The organism is Mesorhizobium sp. WSM4311 (assembly GCF_002295115.1).
Lineage (GTDB): Bacteria > Pseudomonadota > Alphaproteobacteria > Rhizobiales > Rhizobiaceae > Mesorhizobium.
Map to the genome: position 1 here is coordinate 258,816 of NZ_NSFV01000008.1, position 18,524 is coordinate 277,339.

The 18,524-nt window shown below is 62.0% G+C and carries 15 protein-coding genes and 1 pseudogene; 6 read left to right on the forward strand and 10 right to left on the reverse strand.

Features of this window, described 5'->3' with window-relative positions; translation table 11 throughout:
* Positions 1-31: 31 nt before the first annotated feature.
* Together CK226_RS22535 and CK226_RS22540 are read right to left on the reverse strand one after the other, a co-directional pair.
* Positions 32-775, reverse strand: a complete 744-nt coding sequence (locus CK226_RS22535) for an alanyl-tRNA editing protein (RefSeq protein WP_095793105.1) — start codon at positions 773-775, stop codon at positions 32-34.
* Positions 775-1,809, reverse strand: coding sequence for a cysteine synthase A (locus CK226_RS22540; protein ID WP_095793106.1), 1,035 nt, complete (start codon positions 1,807-1,809; stop codon positions 775-777). The genes CK226_RS22535 and CK226_RS22540 overlap by 1 nt, the downstream gene beginning before the upstream one ends.
* Positions 1,810-2,035: 226 nt before the next feature.
* Here CK226_RS22540 and CK226_RS22545 point away from each other — a divergent pair, with 226 nt between their 5' ends.
* The gene (locus CK226_RS22545; protein WP_095788708.1) at positions 2,036-2,857 is read left to right on the forward strand and encodes an SDR family oxidoreductase; all 822 of its coding nucleotides are present in this window, start codon (positions 2,036-2,038) and stop codon (positions 2,855-2,857) included.
* A gap of 95 nt (positions 2,858-2,952) precedes the next feature.
* Positions 2,953-3,927 (forward strand): alpha/beta fold hydrolase, encoded by a 975-nt coding sequence (locus CK226_RS22550; RefSeq protein ID WP_095793107.1) that lies wholly within the window; start codon positions 2,953-2,955, stop codon positions 3,925-3,927.
* Positions 3,928-4,034: 107 nt separating this feature from the next.
* On the opposite strand, the gene CK226_RS22555 is transcribed toward CK226_RS22550, so the two are convergent.
* Complete coding sequence (locus CK226_RS22555; protein WP_095775791.1) at positions 4,035-5,456, reverse strand: DEAD/DEAH box helicase; 1,422 nt, start codon at positions 5,454-5,456, stop codon at positions 4,035-4,037.
* A 391-nt stretch (positions 5,457-5,847) separates the two neighbouring features.
* On the opposite strand from CK226_RS22555, the gene CK226_RS22560 reads away from it, so the two are divergent.
* On the forward strand, positions 5,848-7,380 hold the full coding sequence (locus CK226_RS22560) for an acyl-CoA carboxylase subunit beta (RefSeq protein WP_095793108.1): 1,533 nt from the start codon (positions 5,848-5,850) through the stop codon (positions 7,378-7,380).
* Between the two features lie 11 nt (positions 7,381-7,391).
* On the opposite strand, the gene CK226_RS22565 is transcribed toward CK226_RS22560, so the two are convergent.
* Positions 7,392-8,921 carry an NAD(P)H-hydrate dehydratase gene (locus CK226_RS22565; RefSeq protein WP_095793109.1) on the reverse strand — a complete coding sequence of 510 codons (1,530 nt, stop codon included), beginning with the start codon at positions 8,919-8,921 and terminating at the stop codon, positions 7,392-7,394.
* 354 nt (positions 8,922-9,275) lie between these two features.
* Between CK226_RS22565 and CK226_RS22570 the strand changes: the two genes are divergently transcribed.
* Both CK226_RS22570 and glnA read left to right on the forward strand, forming a co-directional pair.
* Positions 9,276-9,614, forward strand: coding sequence for a P-II family nitrogen regulator (locus CK226_RS22570; protein WP_006205430.1), 339 nt, complete (start codon positions 9,276-9,278; stop codon positions 9,612-9,614).
* A gap of 62 nt (positions 9,615-9,676) precedes the next feature.
* Positions 9,677-11,086 carry a type I glutamate--ammonia ligase gene (gene glnA / locus CK226_RS22575; protein WP_010909302.1) on the forward strand — a complete coding sequence of 470 codons (1,410 nt, stop codon included), beginning with the start codon at positions 9,677-9,679 and terminating at the stop codon, positions 11,084-11,086.
* A 616-nt stretch (positions 11,087-11,702) separates the two neighbouring features.
* Here glnA and CK226_RS22580 read toward each other — a convergent pair.
* Together CK226_RS22580 and CK226_RS22585 are read right to left on the reverse strand one after the other, a co-directional pair.
* Positions 11,703-11,969 (reverse strand): annotated as a pseudogene (locus CK226_RS22580) (transposase); the annotation flags it as partial.
* Positions 11,970-12,101: 132 nt separating this feature from the next.
* Positions 12,102-13,142, reverse strand: a complete 1,041-nt coding sequence (locus CK226_RS22585; protein ID WP_095793110.1) for a glutamine synthetase beta-grasp domain-containing protein — start codon at positions 13,140-13,142, stop codon at positions 12,102-12,104.
* Between the two features lie 316 nt (positions 13,143-13,458).
* Here CK226_RS22585 and CK226_RS22590 point away from each other — a divergent pair, with 316 nt between their 5' ends.
* On the forward strand, positions 13,459-13,650 hold the full coding sequence (locus CK226_RS22590) for a DUF2735 domain-containing protein (protein ID WP_095775795.1): 192 nt from the start codon (positions 13,459-13,461) through the stop codon (positions 13,648-13,650).
* Between the two features lie 76 nt (positions 13,651-13,726).
* Here the strand turns inward: CK226_RS22590 and CK226_RS22595 are convergent, their stop codons facing one another.
* From CK226_RS22595 to CK226_RS22610, 4 genes are all read right to left on the reverse strand, one after another.
* Positions 13,727-15,616, reverse strand: a complete 1,890-nt coding sequence (locus tag CK226_RS22595) for an MFS transporter (RefSeq protein ID WP_095793111.1) — start codon at positions 15,614-15,616, stop codon at positions 13,727-13,729.
* A 185-nt stretch (positions 15,617-15,801) separates the two neighbouring features.
* Positions 15,802-16,593 carry an ATP12 family chaperone protein gene (locus CK226_RS22600; RefSeq protein WP_095793112.1) on the reverse strand — a complete coding sequence of 264 codons (792 nt, stop codon included), beginning with the start codon at positions 16,591-16,593 and terminating at the stop codon, positions 15,802-15,804.
* Positions 16,594-16,605: 12 nt separating this feature from the next.
* Positions 16,606-17,475, reverse strand: a complete 870-nt coding sequence (locus tag CK226_RS22605) for a DMT family transporter (RefSeq protein ID WP_179295970.1) — start codon at positions 17,473-17,475, stop codon at positions 16,606-16,608.
* Positions 17,476-17,522: 47 nt separating this feature from the next.
* Positions 17,523-18,503 (reverse strand): RluA family pseudouridine synthase, encoded by a 981-nt coding sequence (locus CK226_RS22610; RefSeq protein ID WP_019857981.1) that lies wholly within the window; start codon positions 18,501-18,503, stop codon positions 17,523-17,525.
* Between the last annotated feature and the right edge of the window lie 21 nt (positions 18,504-18,524).

The window sequence follows — 18,524 nt, forward strand, 5'->3', positions numbered from 1 at the left end:
TCTCTATTGCGGGTAGGGCAAGGGTTAAGTGTCAGGCGGCCGGCATCGGGCCGAAACGGATGCGGAAGCGCCTGTTCTCGCGACCCTTCTTTTCGATCTTGCCGATGTGGATTTCACCGATTTCGCCGGTGCTTTTCACGTGTGTGCCACCACAGGGCTGGCTATCGACCGCGCCATTCTCACCAATGCAGACCAAGCGGATCCTGCCGGTGCCGACCGGCGGCCGGACGTTCTTCGACTTGACCAGGCCGGGGTTAGCGGCGAGTTCCTCGTCGCTGATCAGCCTGGTGAAAATCGGATGATCGGCGCGCACCAGATCCATCAGGCTGGCGGTGACTTCTTCCTTCGAGAAGCTGGCGTCCGGAATGTCGAAATCGACCCGGCTATCGTCCTCGGAAACCGCCGCACCGGTGATTGGAAACGGACAAACGACGGTAAGCAGATGGCAAGCCGCGTGCATGCGCATCAACAGGTGCCGACGTTCCCAGTCTATCGCGAGGTTGACCTTCTCGCCAACCGCCAGATCCGCCTGCTCCGGCGCCGGCACATGGATGATCTCGTCCTTGGTCTCACCTGTGATGGTGGCGGCAATGGCGATGCGGCTGCCATCGGCACGTTCGAGATAGCCGGTATCGCCCGGCTGGCCGCCCGAGGTGGCATAGAAGATCGTCCGGTCGAGGATGATGCCGCCACGATCATTGACTGCGGCAACCGCCGCATCCGCCGTACGCAGATAGGCGTCGTCGCGAAACAGCGCTTCCGTCTTGTGCGCCATCATGCGACCTTTTCGAAAGGCACCGAAATCTTGCTCTGCAGTTCCATCCAGCCCGGCACCGGGAGATTCTTCTCACGCAGGAATTCCGGATTGAACAGCTTCGACTGGTAGCGTGTGCCGTAGTCGCAAAGAATGGTCACGATGGTGTGGCCCGGGCCCAATTCCCTGGCGAGCCGGATAGCGCCGGCAATGTTGATGCCGGTCGAGCCGCCGACGCACAGGCCTTCTTCCTGGATCAGGTCGAAGACGATTGGCAGCGCGTCCTCGTCCTTGATCTGGAACGAGAAATCCGGCGTGAACCCTTCGAGATTGGCGGTAATACGCCCTTGCCCGATGCCTTCGGTGATCGAACTGCCTTCGGACTTCAATTCGCCGCTGGTATAGAAACTGTAGAGCGCGGCGCCAAGCGGGTCGGCAAGCGCGATTTTCACATCCTTGCTCTTGGCCTTCAGCCCGAAAGCGACGCCGGCCAGCGTGCCGCCTGAACCCACCGCCGAGACGAAACCGTCAACCTTGCCGCCGGTCTGGGTCCAGATTTCCTCCGCCGTGGTGCGGATATGCCCATCGCGGTTGGCGACATTGTCGAACTGGTTGGCCCAAATTGCGCCGTTGGGCTCGGTCCTAGCCATCTGCTCGGCCAGCCGCCCCGACAGTTTCACGTAATTGTTGGGGTTCTTGTAGGGCACGGCCGGCACCTCGATCAGCTCGGCGCCGAGCAACCGGATCGTGTCCTTCTTCTCCTGGCTCTGCGTATCGGGAATGACGATGACGGTGCGATAACCCAATGCCTTGGCGACCAGCGTCAGCCCGATGCCCGTATTGCCTGCCGTGCCCTCGACGATGACGCCGCCCGGCTTCAACAGGCCGCGCTGTTCGGCGTCGCGGATGATGAAAAGGCCGGCGCGATCCTTGACCGATTGCCCCGGATTCATGAATTCGGCCTTGCCCAGGATCTCGCAGCCGGTTTCTTCGGACGCTTTGTTAAGGCGGATCAGAGGCGTGTTGCCGATCGCGTCGATCACAGAACGGGGCATTCAGGATTCCTTGTGTGCGTGCGCCGAAACCCTAGAAACCCGAAGCTTCGGTTTCAAGGCAAGAATTCGCCTGGTCCAGTCGCATTTCCGGCACTGCTGTGCGTCTACACCCTTTGCAGCCTGCTCGATATCCCACAGTTCATTTGCATCCGTGGTCGAAAAGCACTCTTTTCATTCGATTCCCTGACCGCTAGAGCAAGGCACCAACAACTCGGCAGGGCGCAGCATGACACTCTATCGGGCCGATCCGAAACACGGCGTCGCCTGGGTCACGGGCGGCAGCAGCGGCATTGGCCGCTCGCTGGCCAGGGATCTGGCGTCCCAGGGCTATGCGGTGGCGGTAACGGCTCTGGACGACGATCCGATCGACACGCTCATCGTCGAGACCGCGCAGATGCCGGGCAGCGTCACGGCCTTTCCCTGCGACGTCACGGACGAGCCGCGCATGGCAAGAACGGTGGCCGCGATCGAGAAGGAGCTCGGCCCCATCGTGCTCGCCGTCTTCAATGCCGGAAACTACATTTCGACGCCTGGAGAGGCTCTCGTCGTCAAAGACTTTCGCCGGTCCTTCGAGGTCAACTATTTCGGCATCATCAACGGCCTGGTGCCGGTCGTGGAGTATATGCGCGTGCGGTCGCGCGGCCACGTCGTACTGGTCGGATCGGTCACCGCCTATTTCGGCTGGCCAACCACGGCCGCCTATGGCGGCACCAAGGCGGCGATCAACATCCTGGCCGAATCGCTGAAGTATGATTTCGACAAGATGAACATCCGCGTCCAGGTGATAAACCCCGGCTTTGTTGACACGCCGCTGACCGAAAAGAACATGCTGCCAATGCCAGGCCTGATGCCGGTCACCCGGGCGACGCGCCGCATGGTGAAGGCAATCAAATCCGGCGGCTTCGAAGTCACTTTCCCGTACCGCACGAGCTGGCCGCTGAAATTTCTCGCTTTGTTGCCCAGGCCGATAAGCCGATGGGTGATCAGCTTGATGACCAGCTGGAAGGCACGGCCGCTGCATTACGAGCGCAAGTCACCCAACGAATAGGATGCCCACAGGATTTGGTGGTGCGACGGCCTGAACGGTCGTTGCCTGTTCATGGCCACCGCCATAGGCTTTGTTGTTGTTGCGTGGAGTCTGCGATGGGGCGACGGATCGTGCTTGCTGTGCTGACCCTGGTCGCCGTCCTCGCATTGGCTTTCGTCTTCGGCCCGCGCGTTCCCGTCGACACCACGATCCGCTTCGATCCTTCCGTCATCGGTGACGATCCGCAGGCCTATGTGGCGAAGGTGGAAGCCGCCGTGCCCGGTATCCGCGACGGGCTCGAAAAGGAGATCGTCTGGGCCAACCCCATGGTGCATGCCAAGACGCCGCTGTCGATCGTCTACATCCACGGTTTCTCGGCCTCGAAGGGCGAGGTCCGCCCCCTGCCCGACGACGTGGCCGACCTGCTGGACGCCAATCTCTTCTACACCCGCCTGACCGGTCACGGGCGGGACGGCGCGGCGATGACGCAAGGCAGCGTCAACGCCTGGATCAACGACTATGAGGAAGCGCTCGCCATCGGCCGGGCGATCGGCGACAAGGTGATCGTCATCTCGACCTCGACCGGCGGCTCGCTGGCGGCATGGGCGGCAACGCAGCCGGGTGCATCGGATGGGGTGGCGGCGATTGCATTCATCTCGCCCAATTTCGGCGTCAAGGCATCCGGCGCCGAGATCCTGACGATGCCCTGGGGCAAGCAGATCGCGGAACTCGTCATCGGCAAGGAGCGCAGTTTCGTGGCGCGCAACGCGCTGCACGAGAAATTCTGGACCACCAAATATCCGGTTGCCGCGACGCTGCCGATGCAGGCGTTGACGGAACTCGCCTATAGGGCGCGGGTGGAGAAGGCTGATATCCCTGCCCTGTTCATCTTCTCGGATTCGGACAGGGTGGTGCGGCCAGATCGCACCCGCGAAATCGCCGGGCGCTGGAGGGCACCCCACGAACTGGTGCCGGTCGACGACACCGGCGACCCGGACAACCATGTCATTGCCGGCGATGCGCTGTCGCCATCGACCACGGCATTTCTGGCGCAACGGATTGCCGTCTGGATCGCGGCGGTGGCGAAGTAAGGTGCGCAGACGAAAAAGGCGGCTGAAGCATCGCTTCGGCCGCCTTTTTCTGTGTCAATCACGCAACCAGCCAAGCGCCAAGGCTTGGCCGGCCTTCATGAGGCTGGTCAGGCAGCCCGCGCTGCCGGACGCTTGCCGCCGAAACGGCGCTTGTTGTTGCCCTTGAAAGGCTTAGCGCCTTCCGGCTTGCGCTCACCGGCAAAGGCCGGCTTGTCGCCGAAGCGCTTCTTGCCAAAGCCGTTGCCCTTGTTCTCGCCGCCCGGCCGCCGGCCGTCACGACGGCCATTGCGGTCGTTGCGATCATTGGCGGGCTCGAAGCGTTCGTGCTTTTCAGCCGGATTGCGCTGCGGATCGGGGCTGCCGAGATGGTCGGCGACGATCGGCAGTTTGGTGCGGATGATGCGCTCGACCTGGCGCAGCTTGCTGTTTTCCGAAGGATCGCAAAGCGTGATCGCAATGCCGTCCATGCCGTTGCGGCCGGTGCGGCCGATGCGGTGGACATAGCTTTCAGCCTCGTCCGGCAGGTCGAAATTCACGACATGGCTGATACCGGGGACGTCGATGCCGCGCGCCGCGATATCGGTCGCGACCAGAATGCGGACCGATCCATCGCGAAAATCGTTCAACGCCTTCTGACGGGCATTCTGCGACTTGTTGCCATGGATGACGGCGGCCTTGAAGCCATCGCGCTCGAGGTCCTTGGTCACCCGGTCGGCGCCATGCTTGGTGCGCGAAAAGATGATGACGGACTTCATCGCCTCGTCGGCAAGCATCGTCGACAGCACCTGCCGCTTCTGCTTGGTGCGGGCGAAGACGACGCCCTGGACGATCTCGGCCGCCGCGGTGCTTTGCGGCGAGACTTCGATACGAACCGGGTTCTTCAGAAGACCCTTGGCCAACTCGGCGATCTCGTCCGGCATGGTGGCCGAGAACAGCGCCGTCTGGCGGTCAGGCGCGGTCGCCTTGGCGATGCGCTTGACGTCGTTGATGAAGCCCATGTCGAGCATGCGGTCGCCCTCGTCCAGCACCAGCCATTTGGTGTCGGAGAGGATGAGGTCGCCCTCGCGCACCAAGTCGGTCAAGCGGCCGGGCGTGGCAATCAGGATGTCGACGCCGGGAGCAACCTTCTTCACCTGGCTGAAGCGCGAGACGCCGCCCAGCACGAGTGCCGTCGAGACATGCGCGCCCTTGGCGAGGATCTTGATCGTATCCTCGATCTGCACGGCGAGCTCGCGGGTCGGCGCCAGGATGAGCGCACGGGTCGTCTTGGCGCGCCGCTTGGTGCCGAGCGCGATGATCTTCGACAGGATGGGCAGCGCAAAGGCCGCGGTCTTGCCGGAGCCGGTCTGCGCGATGCCAAAAATGTCACGGCCTTCCAGCTGCGGCGGGATGGCCTGCATCTGGATCGGCTTCGGCTCCGTGAAGCCGGCATTGTGGGTGGCCTTGAGCAGCGCACCCGTGATTCCCAGCGCTGCGAAGCCGGAGAGTTCCACGGTTTCGTTGCTGGGCAATGTGTTTTCGTTGGTCAAAATATTCTTCTTTCACGCGGCTTCTTGGCCGCAAACATCAATGGCGGCAGGGCGCAACCTGCCGTCGAAAAACTGATATGAAACGACAAGGCGGGCGGACGCGTGCGTCCGCTCGGCTGCGCTGTCGTGCCCGCAGGCATCATGCCACGGGGCTTTTTCGCCGCCTTACCGATTTGCCGGAAAGAGGGAAAACAGACGCAACCAGTCTCATTTGTCGAGAAGGCCGGAATCTCCCGGCCCAAGCGCCTATGGGCTGCATATGGCTGAGTTCGCCCCGGAATGCAAGGGGCGTCATGTTGCAGCGCAGCAAAACCGGCTGGGAAAGCCGACGCTTGCACTCCCCGACGGGCATCATTACCACAAATGCAGCTTCTATTTTGGGGACCGAGCGATGAAGGACGTGCTGAAGGAACTCGAGCGCCGGCGCGACATCGCCCGTATGGGTGGCGGACAGGCGCGCATCGACGCCCAGCACAAGAAGGGCAAGCTCACCGCGCGCGAACGCATCGAGGTGTTCCTCGACGAAGGCTCCTTCGAAGAGTTCGACATGTATGTCGAGCACCGCTCGACCGATTTCGGCATGGAGAGGACCAAGATCGCCGGCGATGGCGTCGTCACCGGCTGGGGCACGGTCAACGGCCGTCCGGTCTACCTCTTCGCCAAGGACTTCACCGTATTCGGTGGCTCGCTGTCGGAAGCGCATGCCGAAAAGGTCATCAAGGTGCAGGAGATGGCGCTGCGCAACCGCGCGCCGATCATCGGGCTCTACGATGCCGGCGGCGCGCGCATCCAGGAGGGCGTGGCGGCGCTCGGCGGCTATGCCGAGATTTTCCAGCGCAACGTGCTGGCCTCCGGCGTCATTCCGCAGATTTCCGTGATCATGGGTCCGTGCGCCGGCGGCGACGTCTATTCGCCCGCCATGACCGACTTCATCTTCATGGTGCGCGACACCTCCTACATGTTCGTCACCGGCCCGGATGTGGTGAAGACCGTCACCAACGAGACGGTGACCGCCGAAAGCCTCGGCGGCGCTTCGGTGCACACGACGAAGTCCTCCATCGCCGACGGCGCCTATGACAATGACGTCGAGGCGCTTTTGCAGATGCGCCGGCTGGTCGACCTGTTGCCTGCCTCGAACACATCTGACATTCCCGAGATCGAATGCTACCAGTCAGTCACTGACCACGATTTGTCGCTCGACCGGCTGATCCCCGACACCGCCAACAAACCCTACGACATCAAGGAGCTGATCCTGAAGGTCGCCGACGAGGGTGACTTCTTCGAAATCCAGCAGAGTTTCGCCAAGAACATCGTCACCGGCTTCGGGCGCGTCGAGGGCCGCACCGTCGGCTTCGTCGCCAATCAGCCGATGGTGCTGGCCGGCGTGCTCGATTCCGACGCCAGCCGCAAGGCGGCGCGCTTCGTGCGCTTCTGCGACTGTTTTTCGATCCCGATCGTCACCTTCGTCGATGTGCCGGGCTTCCTGCCCGGCACCGCGCAGGAATATGGCGGGCTGATCAAGCACGGCGCCAAGCTGCTGTTCGCGTATGCCGAAGCGACCGTGCCGAAGATCACCGTCATCACCCGCAAAGCCTATGGTGGCGCCTATGACGTGATGGCCTCGAAACATCTGCGTGGCGACATGAACTATGCCTGGCCGACGGCGCAGATCGCGGTGATGGGAGCGAGAGGCGCGGTCGAGATCATCTACCGCAAGGACATTGGCGATGCGGAAAAGATCGCAGCCCATACAAAGACTTACGAGGATCGCTTCCTGTCACCCTTCGTCGCCGCCGAACGCGGCTATGTCGACGAGGTGATCATGCCGCACTCGACCCGCCGCCGTATCGCCCGGGCGCTGCGGATGCTGCGCAACAAGGACATGCAGAACCCCTGGAAGAAGCACGACAACATCCCGTTGTGAGGCGACGGCCTTCAGCGCCCGCCTCGATCCGCAACCAGTTCGCGCAGCACCGGCACCAGCGCCAGCGGCAGATCCTCGGCAATCAGCCCCGCACCGAACCGGCTGCCGGCCTCGGCATGGATCCAGACCGCGGCGCAGGCCGCTTCGAACGCCGGCATGGCTTGCGCCAGCAGACCGGCGGTGATGCCGGACAGCACGTCGCCAGACCCGGCAGTGGCAAGCCAGGCCGCGCCATTGGAATTGATCGCCGCCCGGCCGTCGGGAGCAGCGATCACCGTGTCGGCGCCCTTGTAGACGATAACGGCATTGGCTCGTGCGGCCGCCGCGCGTGCCTTGTCGAGTTTGGACGAGGCATTGTCAGAGGCGATGTCAGGAAACAGCCTGGCGAACTCACCGTCATGCGGCGTCATTACCAGGGCTGGCGCATGTGGCCTGCGCGCCGCTTCGAACAGGACGTCCGGCGCGTCGCGAAACGCGGTGATCGCGTCGGCGTCGAACACGAGGCCATCAACCTGTGTGGCAGCAGCTTGAGCCTGTCCGGAGGCGAGGAGTGCCAGCCCAAAGGTCCGCGTTTTGTCACCAACGCCGAAGCCGGGGCCAAGAACGAAGGCCGAAGGCCGGCGTTCGCCGACAAATTCCCTGATGTCGGCGACATCATCGGTTTTGCGCAGCATGATCGAGGTCAGATGGCCGGCATTGACCTGCATGGCATTGCCCGGCGACAGCACGGTCACCGCCCCTGCTCCGCTTCGAGCCGCGGCAAGCGCCGACAGCCGCGCGGCCCCGGTAGCGCTCGGCCCGCCGGAAAAGACGCCCACATGGCCGCGCTTGTACTTGTGTGCGTCGACAGCCGGCACCGGGAAATCGCGCAGCCAATGCGCCGGCCTGTTCTCGAATATCCGGGACTGGAGCCGTGCAATGATGTCGTCGCCGATGCCGATATCGGCGAGCACGATGTCGCCGCATCGCTCTCGGCCCGGCAGAAGCAGATGGCCTGGCTTCTTGCGCGCGAAGGTCACAGTGGCGGCTGCGGCAAACGCCAAGCCCAAAACTCTGCCGCTGTCGCCGGAAACGCCCGAGGGCAGATCGACCGCGACAACCGGCAAACGCCGATCAGTGGCGACCCCCACCGCCCTGACGGCATCGCCCGACAGCGGCTTGGACAGCCCTGCCCCATAAAGCGCATCGACCAGGATCGAGCCGGGCTCCGCTTCAAACCTGGACAGCGGCCGGGGCGCGATCGGGCACTCGGCCGCGGCTAGTGCCGCGTCGCTTTGCGGCCTCGGCGCACCGGACGCCCAGATCGTCGTGGCAACGCCGCTGCCGGCTAGGATGCGGGCGACGACATAGCCGTCGCCCCCATTGTTGCCGGGCCCGCACAACACATGGACATGCGTCGCTGACGGGTAACGCCTGAGAACTTCGCCCGCGACCGCTTCGCCGGCACGGCGCATCAGGCCGATGCCGTCGATTGGACCGGCGGCAATCGTCAGCCAGTCCGCCTCGCCCATTTCGGCGGAAGTAAGAAGTTCATCGCTCATGGATTGCCGATCCGCATTCGATCAAGCATTGTCCAGTTTTCGAGCCGACGCAAACAAAGAGGAGCGCATCACCAACTGCGGCCATGCCACCAAGGCGGGTATCAAGGCAAAATCGCACACCAGATGAGCATCCTGCCTAATTGTTAGGCGGACGCAATCATGGGGACTGTGTCGCTTCAGCAGGCCATGCCGCATCCGATACTGCGAATGACGCGAATTTGCATCTCGGCGCGGCATAGGTTGGAAATCGTATGAAACCGCTTCGAATCCAGCTATCTGGCACAGTTCGTGCTTGATGGAGGCGCAAGCGGGGGTTCACAACCCGTTTTTTTGGCAGTGGAGGCCACTTTTTACATGAAAAAGATCGAAGCGATCATCAAGCCATTCAAGCTGGACGAAGTGAAGGAAGCGCTTCAGGAGGCCGGACTGCAAGGCATCACCGTGACCGAGGCCAAAGGCTTCGGGCGTCAGAAAGGCCATACCGAACTCTATCGTGGCGCCGAATATGTCGTCGATTTCCTGCCCAAGGTGAAGATCGAGGTCGTGCTCGGCGACGACGCGGTCGAAGGCGCCATCGAGGCCATCCGCAAGGCGGCCCAGACCGGCCGCATCGGCGACGGCAAGATCTTCGTCTCCAATATCGAGGAAGTCGTGCGCATCCGCACCGGTGAGACCGGAATGGACGCGGTCTGACGCCACCAGCCTTCCAAGAAACGTCATCCATCAAAAAACGTCATCAAACAGGGATACATGACATGACGACAGCCAAAGACATCATGAAGCAGATCAAGGACAACGACGTGAAATTCGTCGACCTGCGCTTCACCGACCCGAAGGGCAAACTGCAGCACGTAACGATGGATGTCGTCGAGGTCGAGGAAGACATGTTTGCCGATGGCGTCATGTTCGACGGCTCCTCGATTGCCGGCTGGAAGGCCATCAACGAGTCCGACATGGTGCTGATGCCCGATCCGGACACGGTCCACATGGACCCGTTCTTCGCCCAGTCGACCATGGTCATCCTGTGCGACATCCTCGACCCGGTCTCGGGCGAATCCTACAACCGCGACCCGCGCGGCACGGCCAAGAAGGCCGAAGCCTACATGAAGTCGGAAGGCATCGGCGACCAGATCTTCGTCGGCCCGGAAGCCGAGTTCTTCGTGTTCGATGACGTCAAGTACAAGGCCGATCCCTACAACACCGGCTTCAAGCTCGACTCCACCGAACTGCCGTCCAACGACGACACCGACTACGAGACCGGCAATCTCGGCCACCGCCCGCGCATCAAGGGCGGCTATTTCCCGGTGCCGCCGATCGACAGCGCGCAGGACATGCGCTCCGAGATGCTGACCGTGCTCGCAGAAATGGGCGTACGCGTCGAAAAGCATCACCACGAGGTCGCGGCTGCGCAGCACGAACTCGGCATCAAGTTCGACACGCTGGTCCGCAACGCCGACAAGATGCTGATCTACAAGTATGTCGTGCATCAAGTCGCCAACGCCTATGGCAAGACGGCCACCTTCATGCCGAAGCCCATCTTCGGCGACAATGGCTCGGGCATGCACGTCCACCAGTCGATCTGGAAGGGCGGCAAGCCGACCTTCGCCGGCAATGAATATGCCGGCCTGTCCGAAAGCTGCCTGTTCTACATCGGCGGCATCATCAAGCACGCCAAGGCGATCAACGCGTTCACCAACCCGCTGACCAACTCCTACAAGCGTCTGGTGCCCGGCTATGAAGCGCCGGTGCTGCTCGCCTACTCGGCGCGCAACCGTTCGGCCTCCTGCCGCATCCCGTTCGGCTCGTCGCCGAAGGCCAAGCGCGTCGAGGTCCGCTTCCCCGATCCGGGCGCGAACCCCTACCTCGCCTTCGCCGCCATGCTGATGGCCGGCCTCGACGGCATCAAGAACAAGATCCACCCGGGCCAGCCGATGGACAAGGACCTCTACGACCTGCCGCCGAAAGAGCTGAAGAAGATCCCGACCGTCTGCGGTTCGCTGCGTGAAGCCCTCCAGAGCCTCGACAAGGACCGCGGCTTCCTGAAGGCCGGCGGCGTCTTCGACGACGATCAGATCGACAGCTACATCGAGCTGAAGATGGCCGAGGTGATGCGCTTCGAAATGACCCCGCATCCGGTCGAATACGACATGTACTATTCGGTGTAAGAACCCGTACCGGTAGCGTTGAAAAGGCCTTTGAAGGATATCCGCCTTCAAGGGCCTTTTGCTGTTCGTCAATGCTCATCGACCAATGCTCACCGATGGGCGCGCACGTCGCCAGCCACGCAAGCGCTGCTATTTCGTTCCAAAGATCGTTTGATGTCCCGTGCCAGGGTCGTGACCACCGGCGGAAATCACAAATGAAGGCTTGTGGGTGGCAGTTTCGAGCGCGCAATCGAACGCCAGGAGCGAGCGGCGCACTGCCTCAGGCTGCAATGCCCGCTCGTCCGGCGCCCCCGCCAATGCCGTCGTTCAAGAAACCCCGCCCCGTTCGAACAGCATCGCTTTGGCGTAACCACATGGCCACGAATACGCATGCCGCAGCGTGATCTGTCAACGTCGCCGGACGAAGGCATAAATCGCCGATTTCGATGTATGAACAGAGGCTTATAGAAAGGATCGTTGGACTACGGATGAGATGAAACAGGCCGTTTTCCGGGCTTTTCCGGCGAAGTGGAAAGCGCACCACACCGGTGGCGGCAAGTAGTATCAGCCAAAAGCCTCTCCATCCGGCAAATTTGCCCGGTCTTTTTCAACCTGACTTTTTTTGGGGGTATTCGCTCCGCCAGGCGACATTGACCTCGATCTCGCGCAGCAACTGCCTTTCCGAGCGCACGCCGAACAGGTAGCCCACAAACAGCGCCTTGAACATCAAAGTCGGATCAAGTGGCGGCCGGCCATTGTCGGCGCAGTAGACCGGGTGCCGTCAGATCGTGGATGAGGGAAAAGTCGACTGCGCGGTCGATCTTGCGTAACAGGTGGTCAGCAGGATCCAACTGATCCAACGTTACCATCTCAAGCGCGGTTCGGGGGCGGGTCGCTTCAACATGACCCATTGAATCAAAAACCCCCGGCAATTGCCAGGGGTTTGTCAGAAACCTGAGCCCTGGCGTTTCCGCCAGGGCTTTTTGTTATCGAGTTCTGGTCGAGGCGAAGACCTTGCGTTCGGCGCCGCGAACAATCAGGCGGCGGCCGAAACCTTCGCGTCGGTCGCGACCTGCGAGATCGTCTTCAGCACCTGCGAAGCGATCTGGTAGGGGTCGCCCTGGGAGTTCGGACGACGGTCTTCCAGATAGCCCTTGTAGTCGTTCTTGACGAAGGAGTGTGGCACGCGGATCGACGCGCCACGGTCGGCGACGCCATAGCTGAACTTGTTCCACGGCGCGGTCTCGTGCTTGCCGGTCAGGCGCTTGTCGTTGTCCGGACCGTAGACGGCAATGTGGTCCATCAGGTTCTTGTCGAACTGCGCCATCAGGGCCTCGAAGTAGGCCTTGCCGCCGACTTCGCGCATGAACTTGGTCGAGAAGTTGCAATGCATGCCGGAGCCGTTCCAGTCCGTGTCGCCGAGCGGCTTGCAGTGGAACTCGATGTCGATGCCGTAAGCCTCGGTCAGACGCAGCAGCAGGTAGCGCGCCATCCAGATCTGGTCGGCGGCCTTCTTGGAGCCCTTGCCGAAAATCTGGAATTCCCACTGGCCCTTGGCCACTTCGGCGTTGATGCCTTCATGGTTGATGCCGGCCGCAAGGCACTGGTCGAGATGCTCCTCGACGATCTTGCGCGCGACGTCGCCGACATTCTTGTAGCCGACGCCGGTGTAGTACGGGCCCTGCGGTGCGGGATAACCGCTCTCGGGGAAGCCGAGCGGGCGGCCGTCCTTGTAGAAGAAGTATTCCTGCTCGAAGCCGAACCAGGCGTCCTCGTCGTCGAGGATGGTCGCGCGGCTGTTCGATTCATGCGGGGTGACGCCATCGGGCATCATGACCTCGCACATGACGAGAATGCCATTGGTGCGGGCCGGATCCGGGTAAAGCGCCACAGGCTTCAACACGCAATCGGAGCTGCGGCCTTCGGCCTGCATGGTCGAGGAACCGTCGAAGCCCCACAGCGGCAGCTGTTCGAGCATCGGGAATTCGGCGAATTCCTTGATCTGCGTCTTGCCGCGAAGGTTGGGGACCGGGGTGTAACCATCGAGCCAAATGTACTCGAGCTTGTATTTCGTCATTCTAGCCTCTCGTTGCTTGTTCACCGAACACCAAACGGCCTCGACACACGTCTGCCGTCGGCAGCCGGCGCTGCCGATCCCTAAAATGCAATTCATGTGCCACTCCGACTTCGGCGGGTGCGGCAAAATGGCAGGGGTATCGCGTCGAATTTCATGAGCCGCCTCAACACTGGGCCCAAATCAATCAAGCTCGAATTATGCATAAATATTAGGCAATTGCTGATCTTTTCGTAGGCATATTGCCTAAAGGAATCGCAGGACCTATCTTGTGCGAAAGCTGAATCGACAAGCTCCTGAAAACGAAAGGAGACCGCCCATGGAAGTCGTCCCCTCCCGTCCGTCGGCAAAAATTCTGATGTTCCCTCTGGCAGCGCGAAATTCTGCCTCAAATTTAGGCGCAAAGGCGAAATTCGCGGCAGAGATCGCCTCGTTGCGCTGCACGTACGCCGATTTTGACGGCTGGTATCATGAAGCGGCCATCGAGGAAGAAAATCAGCCAAAGAGCTGATCCGCTTCTTCGGAGTCTCAGACACGGAAAGCCCGGCGTGAGCGATCACGCCGGGCTTTCTGTTGGCCGAGGACGGCTACTCCTTGCCGTACAGGTCGGTGCCAAGCGTATCCTTGACGAAGATCATGCCGATGATCAGCGTCATCGCCGCGATCACCACCGGATACCACAGGCCATAGTAGATATCGCCCTTGTAGGCGCTGAGCGCGAAGACTGTTGCCGGCAACAGACCGCCGAACCAGCCATTGCCGATATGATAGGGCAGCGACATGCCGGTGTAACGAATGCGGGTCGGGAACATCTCGACCAGGATCGCCGCGATCGGCCCGTAGACCATGGTCACGAACAGGACCAGGATGAACAGGATGCCGATCGTCATCGGCCAGTTCACGGCGGCCGGATCGGCGAACATGGCGAAGGCACCGCCGCCCGGTATGTTGTAGACGGTGACCTCTGGCGCGCCGGCGGCCTCCTCCGACGTCAACAATTTGTCCTTGACCGCCTGATCGGTCGGCACCGCGGTTTTTTCGCCGCCGCGAATGGCAGCCGCGTCGAGCTTGAGTTCGGGATTGGCCGCGACGAAGGCGTCGAGCTTCTGGTCCGCTACCTTGATCGCCGCACGCTTCAGCGGATACCCGCCGTCCTGCAGCGACATGTTGACCGCCTTGACGAAGGCGGCGTCCTTGGCCTTGGCCTGATCGCCAGCAGCGACCGCGTCGTAGGACGGCACCGTCTCGTTGCCGATCTTGACGGTAGCAGCCGTTCCGGCTGCCGCCGTCGATACCACGTCATAGGGAACCGAGTTCTTGGTCAGGAACGAAGTCGCTATGTCGCATGACGTCGTGAACTTGGCGGTGCCAACCGGGTTGAACTGGAACCTGCAGTCGCCGGGTGCTGCCGTGACCGTTGCCTTTGTGTCCAGCTGCGCCTTGGCGAGTGCCGGATTGGCGGCCCAGGTCAATGCCTTGAACAGCGGGAAGGTGCAGACGATGGCGAGCGCAAGGCCAGCCATGATGATCGGCTTGCGGCCGATCTTGTCGGAAAGCCAGCCGAACACGACGAAGAAGATCGAGCCGAGTGCCAGCGCGATCGCGATCATGATGTTGACCGACTGCGCATCGACTTTCAGCACGTTCTGCAGGAAGAACAGCGCATAGAATTGGCCATTATACCAGACGACGGCCTGGCCAGCAGTCAGGCCAAGCAGCGCCAGCAATGCGATCTTGGCATTCTTCCACTGACCAAAGGCTTCCGAAAGCGGTGCCTTCGAGCCCTTACCTTCGTCCTTCATCTTCTGGAAGGTCGGAGACTCCGAGAGAGACAGTCGAATCCAGATCGAGACGGCGAGCAGCACGAAGGAAACGATAAACGGAATACGCCAGCCCCAAGCGGCGTAGGTTTCCTTGCTCAGGGAGCTCTGAACAGTCAGAATGACGATCAACGACAGGAACAGGCCAAGTGTCGCCGTCGTCTGAATCCACGACGTGTAGAAACCGCGGCGGTCATCAGGCGCGTGCTCAGCGACATAGGTCGCCGCACCGCCATATTCGCCGCCGAGGGCTAGGCCCTGCAGCATGCGCAGCCCGATCAGGATCACCGGAGCCGCGATACCCAAGGTCGCATAACCGGGCAGCAAGCCGACCAGGAAGGTCGATAGACCCATGATCGTCATGGTGACGAGGAAGGTATACTTGCGGCCGACGAGGTCACCGACACGGCCAAACACCAGGGCGCCGAACGGGCGGACGAGAAAACCGGCGGCAAAGGCCAGCAGCGCGAAGATGTTGCGCGTCGCCTCCGGAATGGTCGGGCTGAAAAAGGTCGAGCCAATGAAGGCCGCCAATGAACCGTAGAGATAGAAATCGTACCATTCGAAAACGGTGCCGAGTGAGGAAGCGAAGATGACCTTCTTCTCTTCCCGAGTCATGCCGCGGCTCGTTTTGCCGGCGGTCGATGCCATTGCCATAGAGTTGTCCTCCCGTGAGACCCTTGTCCTCGATGCCGGGCGCCAGTGTCAGCGCTCTCCTCCGAACGCGGACTCGGAAAATGCCGGGCCATCACGGGAAAAATGACAGAAAGCGCCCGCCGACGGCAGAGCGACGATGGGATTATGACTTTGGTATTAGGTGCGGTGCGGCAATCGCCGCATAGTCAGCCCCTGAGTGCTTCGAGAAGGCTGACGGCAGCCATCATATCGCGTTTGCGGGAGGCACGGCGCGCAACCGCTTCGGCATCCTGCCCCCAATGCTCGATCTGCCAGTCCTCGTCGACATGGCTGGCGGCCCAGGCAGTCTCGGCATCGAGCTTGCCGAAATCGACCGCCAGCGCCAGCAGCGCCGAACCCGTCAGCGAGGTCATGAGGTGGATGGCGGCCAGCCGCAGCGGCTCGGCGCGCTGATTGAGATGACTGCCCAGAACGGCGATCGTCTCGCGCGGCTGCTCGACATGGATGATCCCCTCGGCAAGGTTGAAGCGAGCCCCCAATGTCGTGCGCGCCCAATCGATGACCGGATCCCACTGCTCGTTCTGCCGCTCGACCAGCCCCTGGGGGGCGTCGGCGCGGTAACAGAGCAGATCCGATGAGGCAAACCGCAGTATGTCTTCCAGCACCGCCTGCGGATCGCTGGCAACGCCGTCGATGGCGGTGTTGACCAGGCGCATCACCGGCATCGTCACCGGATTGATCGTCTCGCCCTGTTCCGCGAATTCGCCTGCAACCAGCACTGCCGCCGCCTCGGTCGGCAGCGCCAGCAGCGTCTTGCCCGGCGTGCGCACCGGCTTGCCGTCGAGATGCACGGCGAAACCTCCCGCTATCGGCGCAACCGAAGCGGTTTTGTAGAAGCGCTTGGGCAGCGGCGTCTTCATCTGGATCTGGGCGCGGCGCACCGGATCCGGATCGGAAAGATACTTGCCCGCTTCGAGGTCGTTGAGGATGTCACGCATGAAAAGCCTCTCTCACACCGGTGTCAGCTTGCGCGCCGGCCGGTTAACGATGATCAGGCCCGCCGCAATCAAGCCAAGTGCCAGGAAAATGCGAATGGTCAGCGGCTCGTTCAAGATGATCGCGCCGCACAGGACACCAAAAACCGGCGACAGGAAGGTAAAGCTGGACAGGCCGGAGGCCGGATAGCGACGCAGCAGCCAGAACCACAGGACATAGGTGAAGGCGACGATATAGATCGCCTGGAAAAGCAGCGCCAAAGTCGGCAACAAGGACGGATCGCGCACCGGCGGGCCGGCGAGAGGCAGCACCAATATGCCGACGATCGCCGCGCCGGCGAGTTGGTAGAGCAGCAGCTTCTCGGCGCTCGCCTCAACCAGTTTCGAGCGCTTGATGAGGATATTGGTCAAAGCCCAGAAAAATCCGGAGCCAAGACTGAGCAGATCGCCGAACAGCATGTCGCCGCCGCCAAGCTTGTCGGAAAAGACGGCGGTGAGGCCGGCAAAAGCCAGCAGCAGGCCGAGGAACTTGCGCATGGTGATCTGTTCGCCAAGCAGGAAGTGACCGCCAATCAGCATCCAGAACGGCATCGAGTTGACCAGCAGCGTGTTGCGGGCAACGGTCGTATGCTCCAGGCCGACATAGAGGCAGAGGAACTCGATGCCGAAAAGCACGCCCACGGCAATGCCGGCGAGCAATGTGCCATCGCGCCTGAACAGAGCGATGCCGCGCCAGCGGCACCAGAGGAAGACGCAGACGCCGCCGATGATCGAGCGTGCGATCGACAGGAAGACGGGGTCGTAGCCGGCATAGGAGATTTTGGCGGCGACGTAGTTCAAGCCCCAGGAAAAGGTCAGACCGACCATGATGGCGGCGGCGGCCATGTCGACCGTGTCGCGCCGATCGAGCGCGTCAGTGGCGCCGCTCAAGATCAATCCTCCGCGCTGGCGTCGTCGAAGCCGATCAGGTTCCAGCTCTGGCGCATATGCGGCGGCATCGGCGCGGTGACGTCGATGACGCCTTTGTCGGGATGCGGAATGATGATGCGGCGCGCATGCAGATGCAGGCGATTCTGAATACCGCCGGGGAAGTCCCAGTTGGTGTCGGCCTCGAAATATTTCGGGTCGCCGATGATCGGGCAGCCGATATAGGCGGCATGGACGCGAAGCTGGTGGGTGCGGCCCGTATAAGGTTCCATCTCCAGCCAGGTCATGGTCTGCGCCGCCTGCTCGATGATACGGTAGTAGGACACGGCATGGTCGGCGCCTTTTTCACCATGCGCGGCGACCCGGACACGGTCGCCATCCTCGGTCGGCTCCTTGATCAGCCAGGTCGAGATCTTGTCCTCGCGCTTCGGCGGCACGCCCTTGACCAAGGCCCAGTAGGTCTTCTTCGTTTCGCGGGCGCGGAACGCCTCCGACAGCTTCATGGCGGCCAGTCTCGTGCGGGCGACGACCAGCACGCCCGACGTGTCGCGATCGAGCCGGTGGACCAGCCGCGGCTTCTCGCCCTTCTGGTTGCGCCAGGCCTCCAGCATGTCGTCGACATTGCGGGTGACGCCCGAGCCGCCCTGCACCGCCAGGCCCGCCGGTTTGTTGAAGACGAAAACCTTTGGGTCCTCGTGGATCAGCATTTTCGCCAGGACGTCGGCATCGCCCTGGTTGCGGATCGAATGGCCAGTCAGCGCGCTCTCGCCCTTCTTGTCGACCTCGAGCGGCGGGATACGCACCACCTGGCCGGGCTCGACACGGCTGTCGGCCTTGACGCGGCCGCCATCGACGCGGATCTGGCCGGAGCGCAGCAGCTTCTGCAAATGGCCGAAACCTAGGCCCGGGAAATGCGTCTTGAACCAGCGATCGAGCCGCATGCCCGCCTCGCCGGCCTCCACCGTGATCTGTTCAACGCCTGCCATTTTTTCTTCGCTTATCCGTTT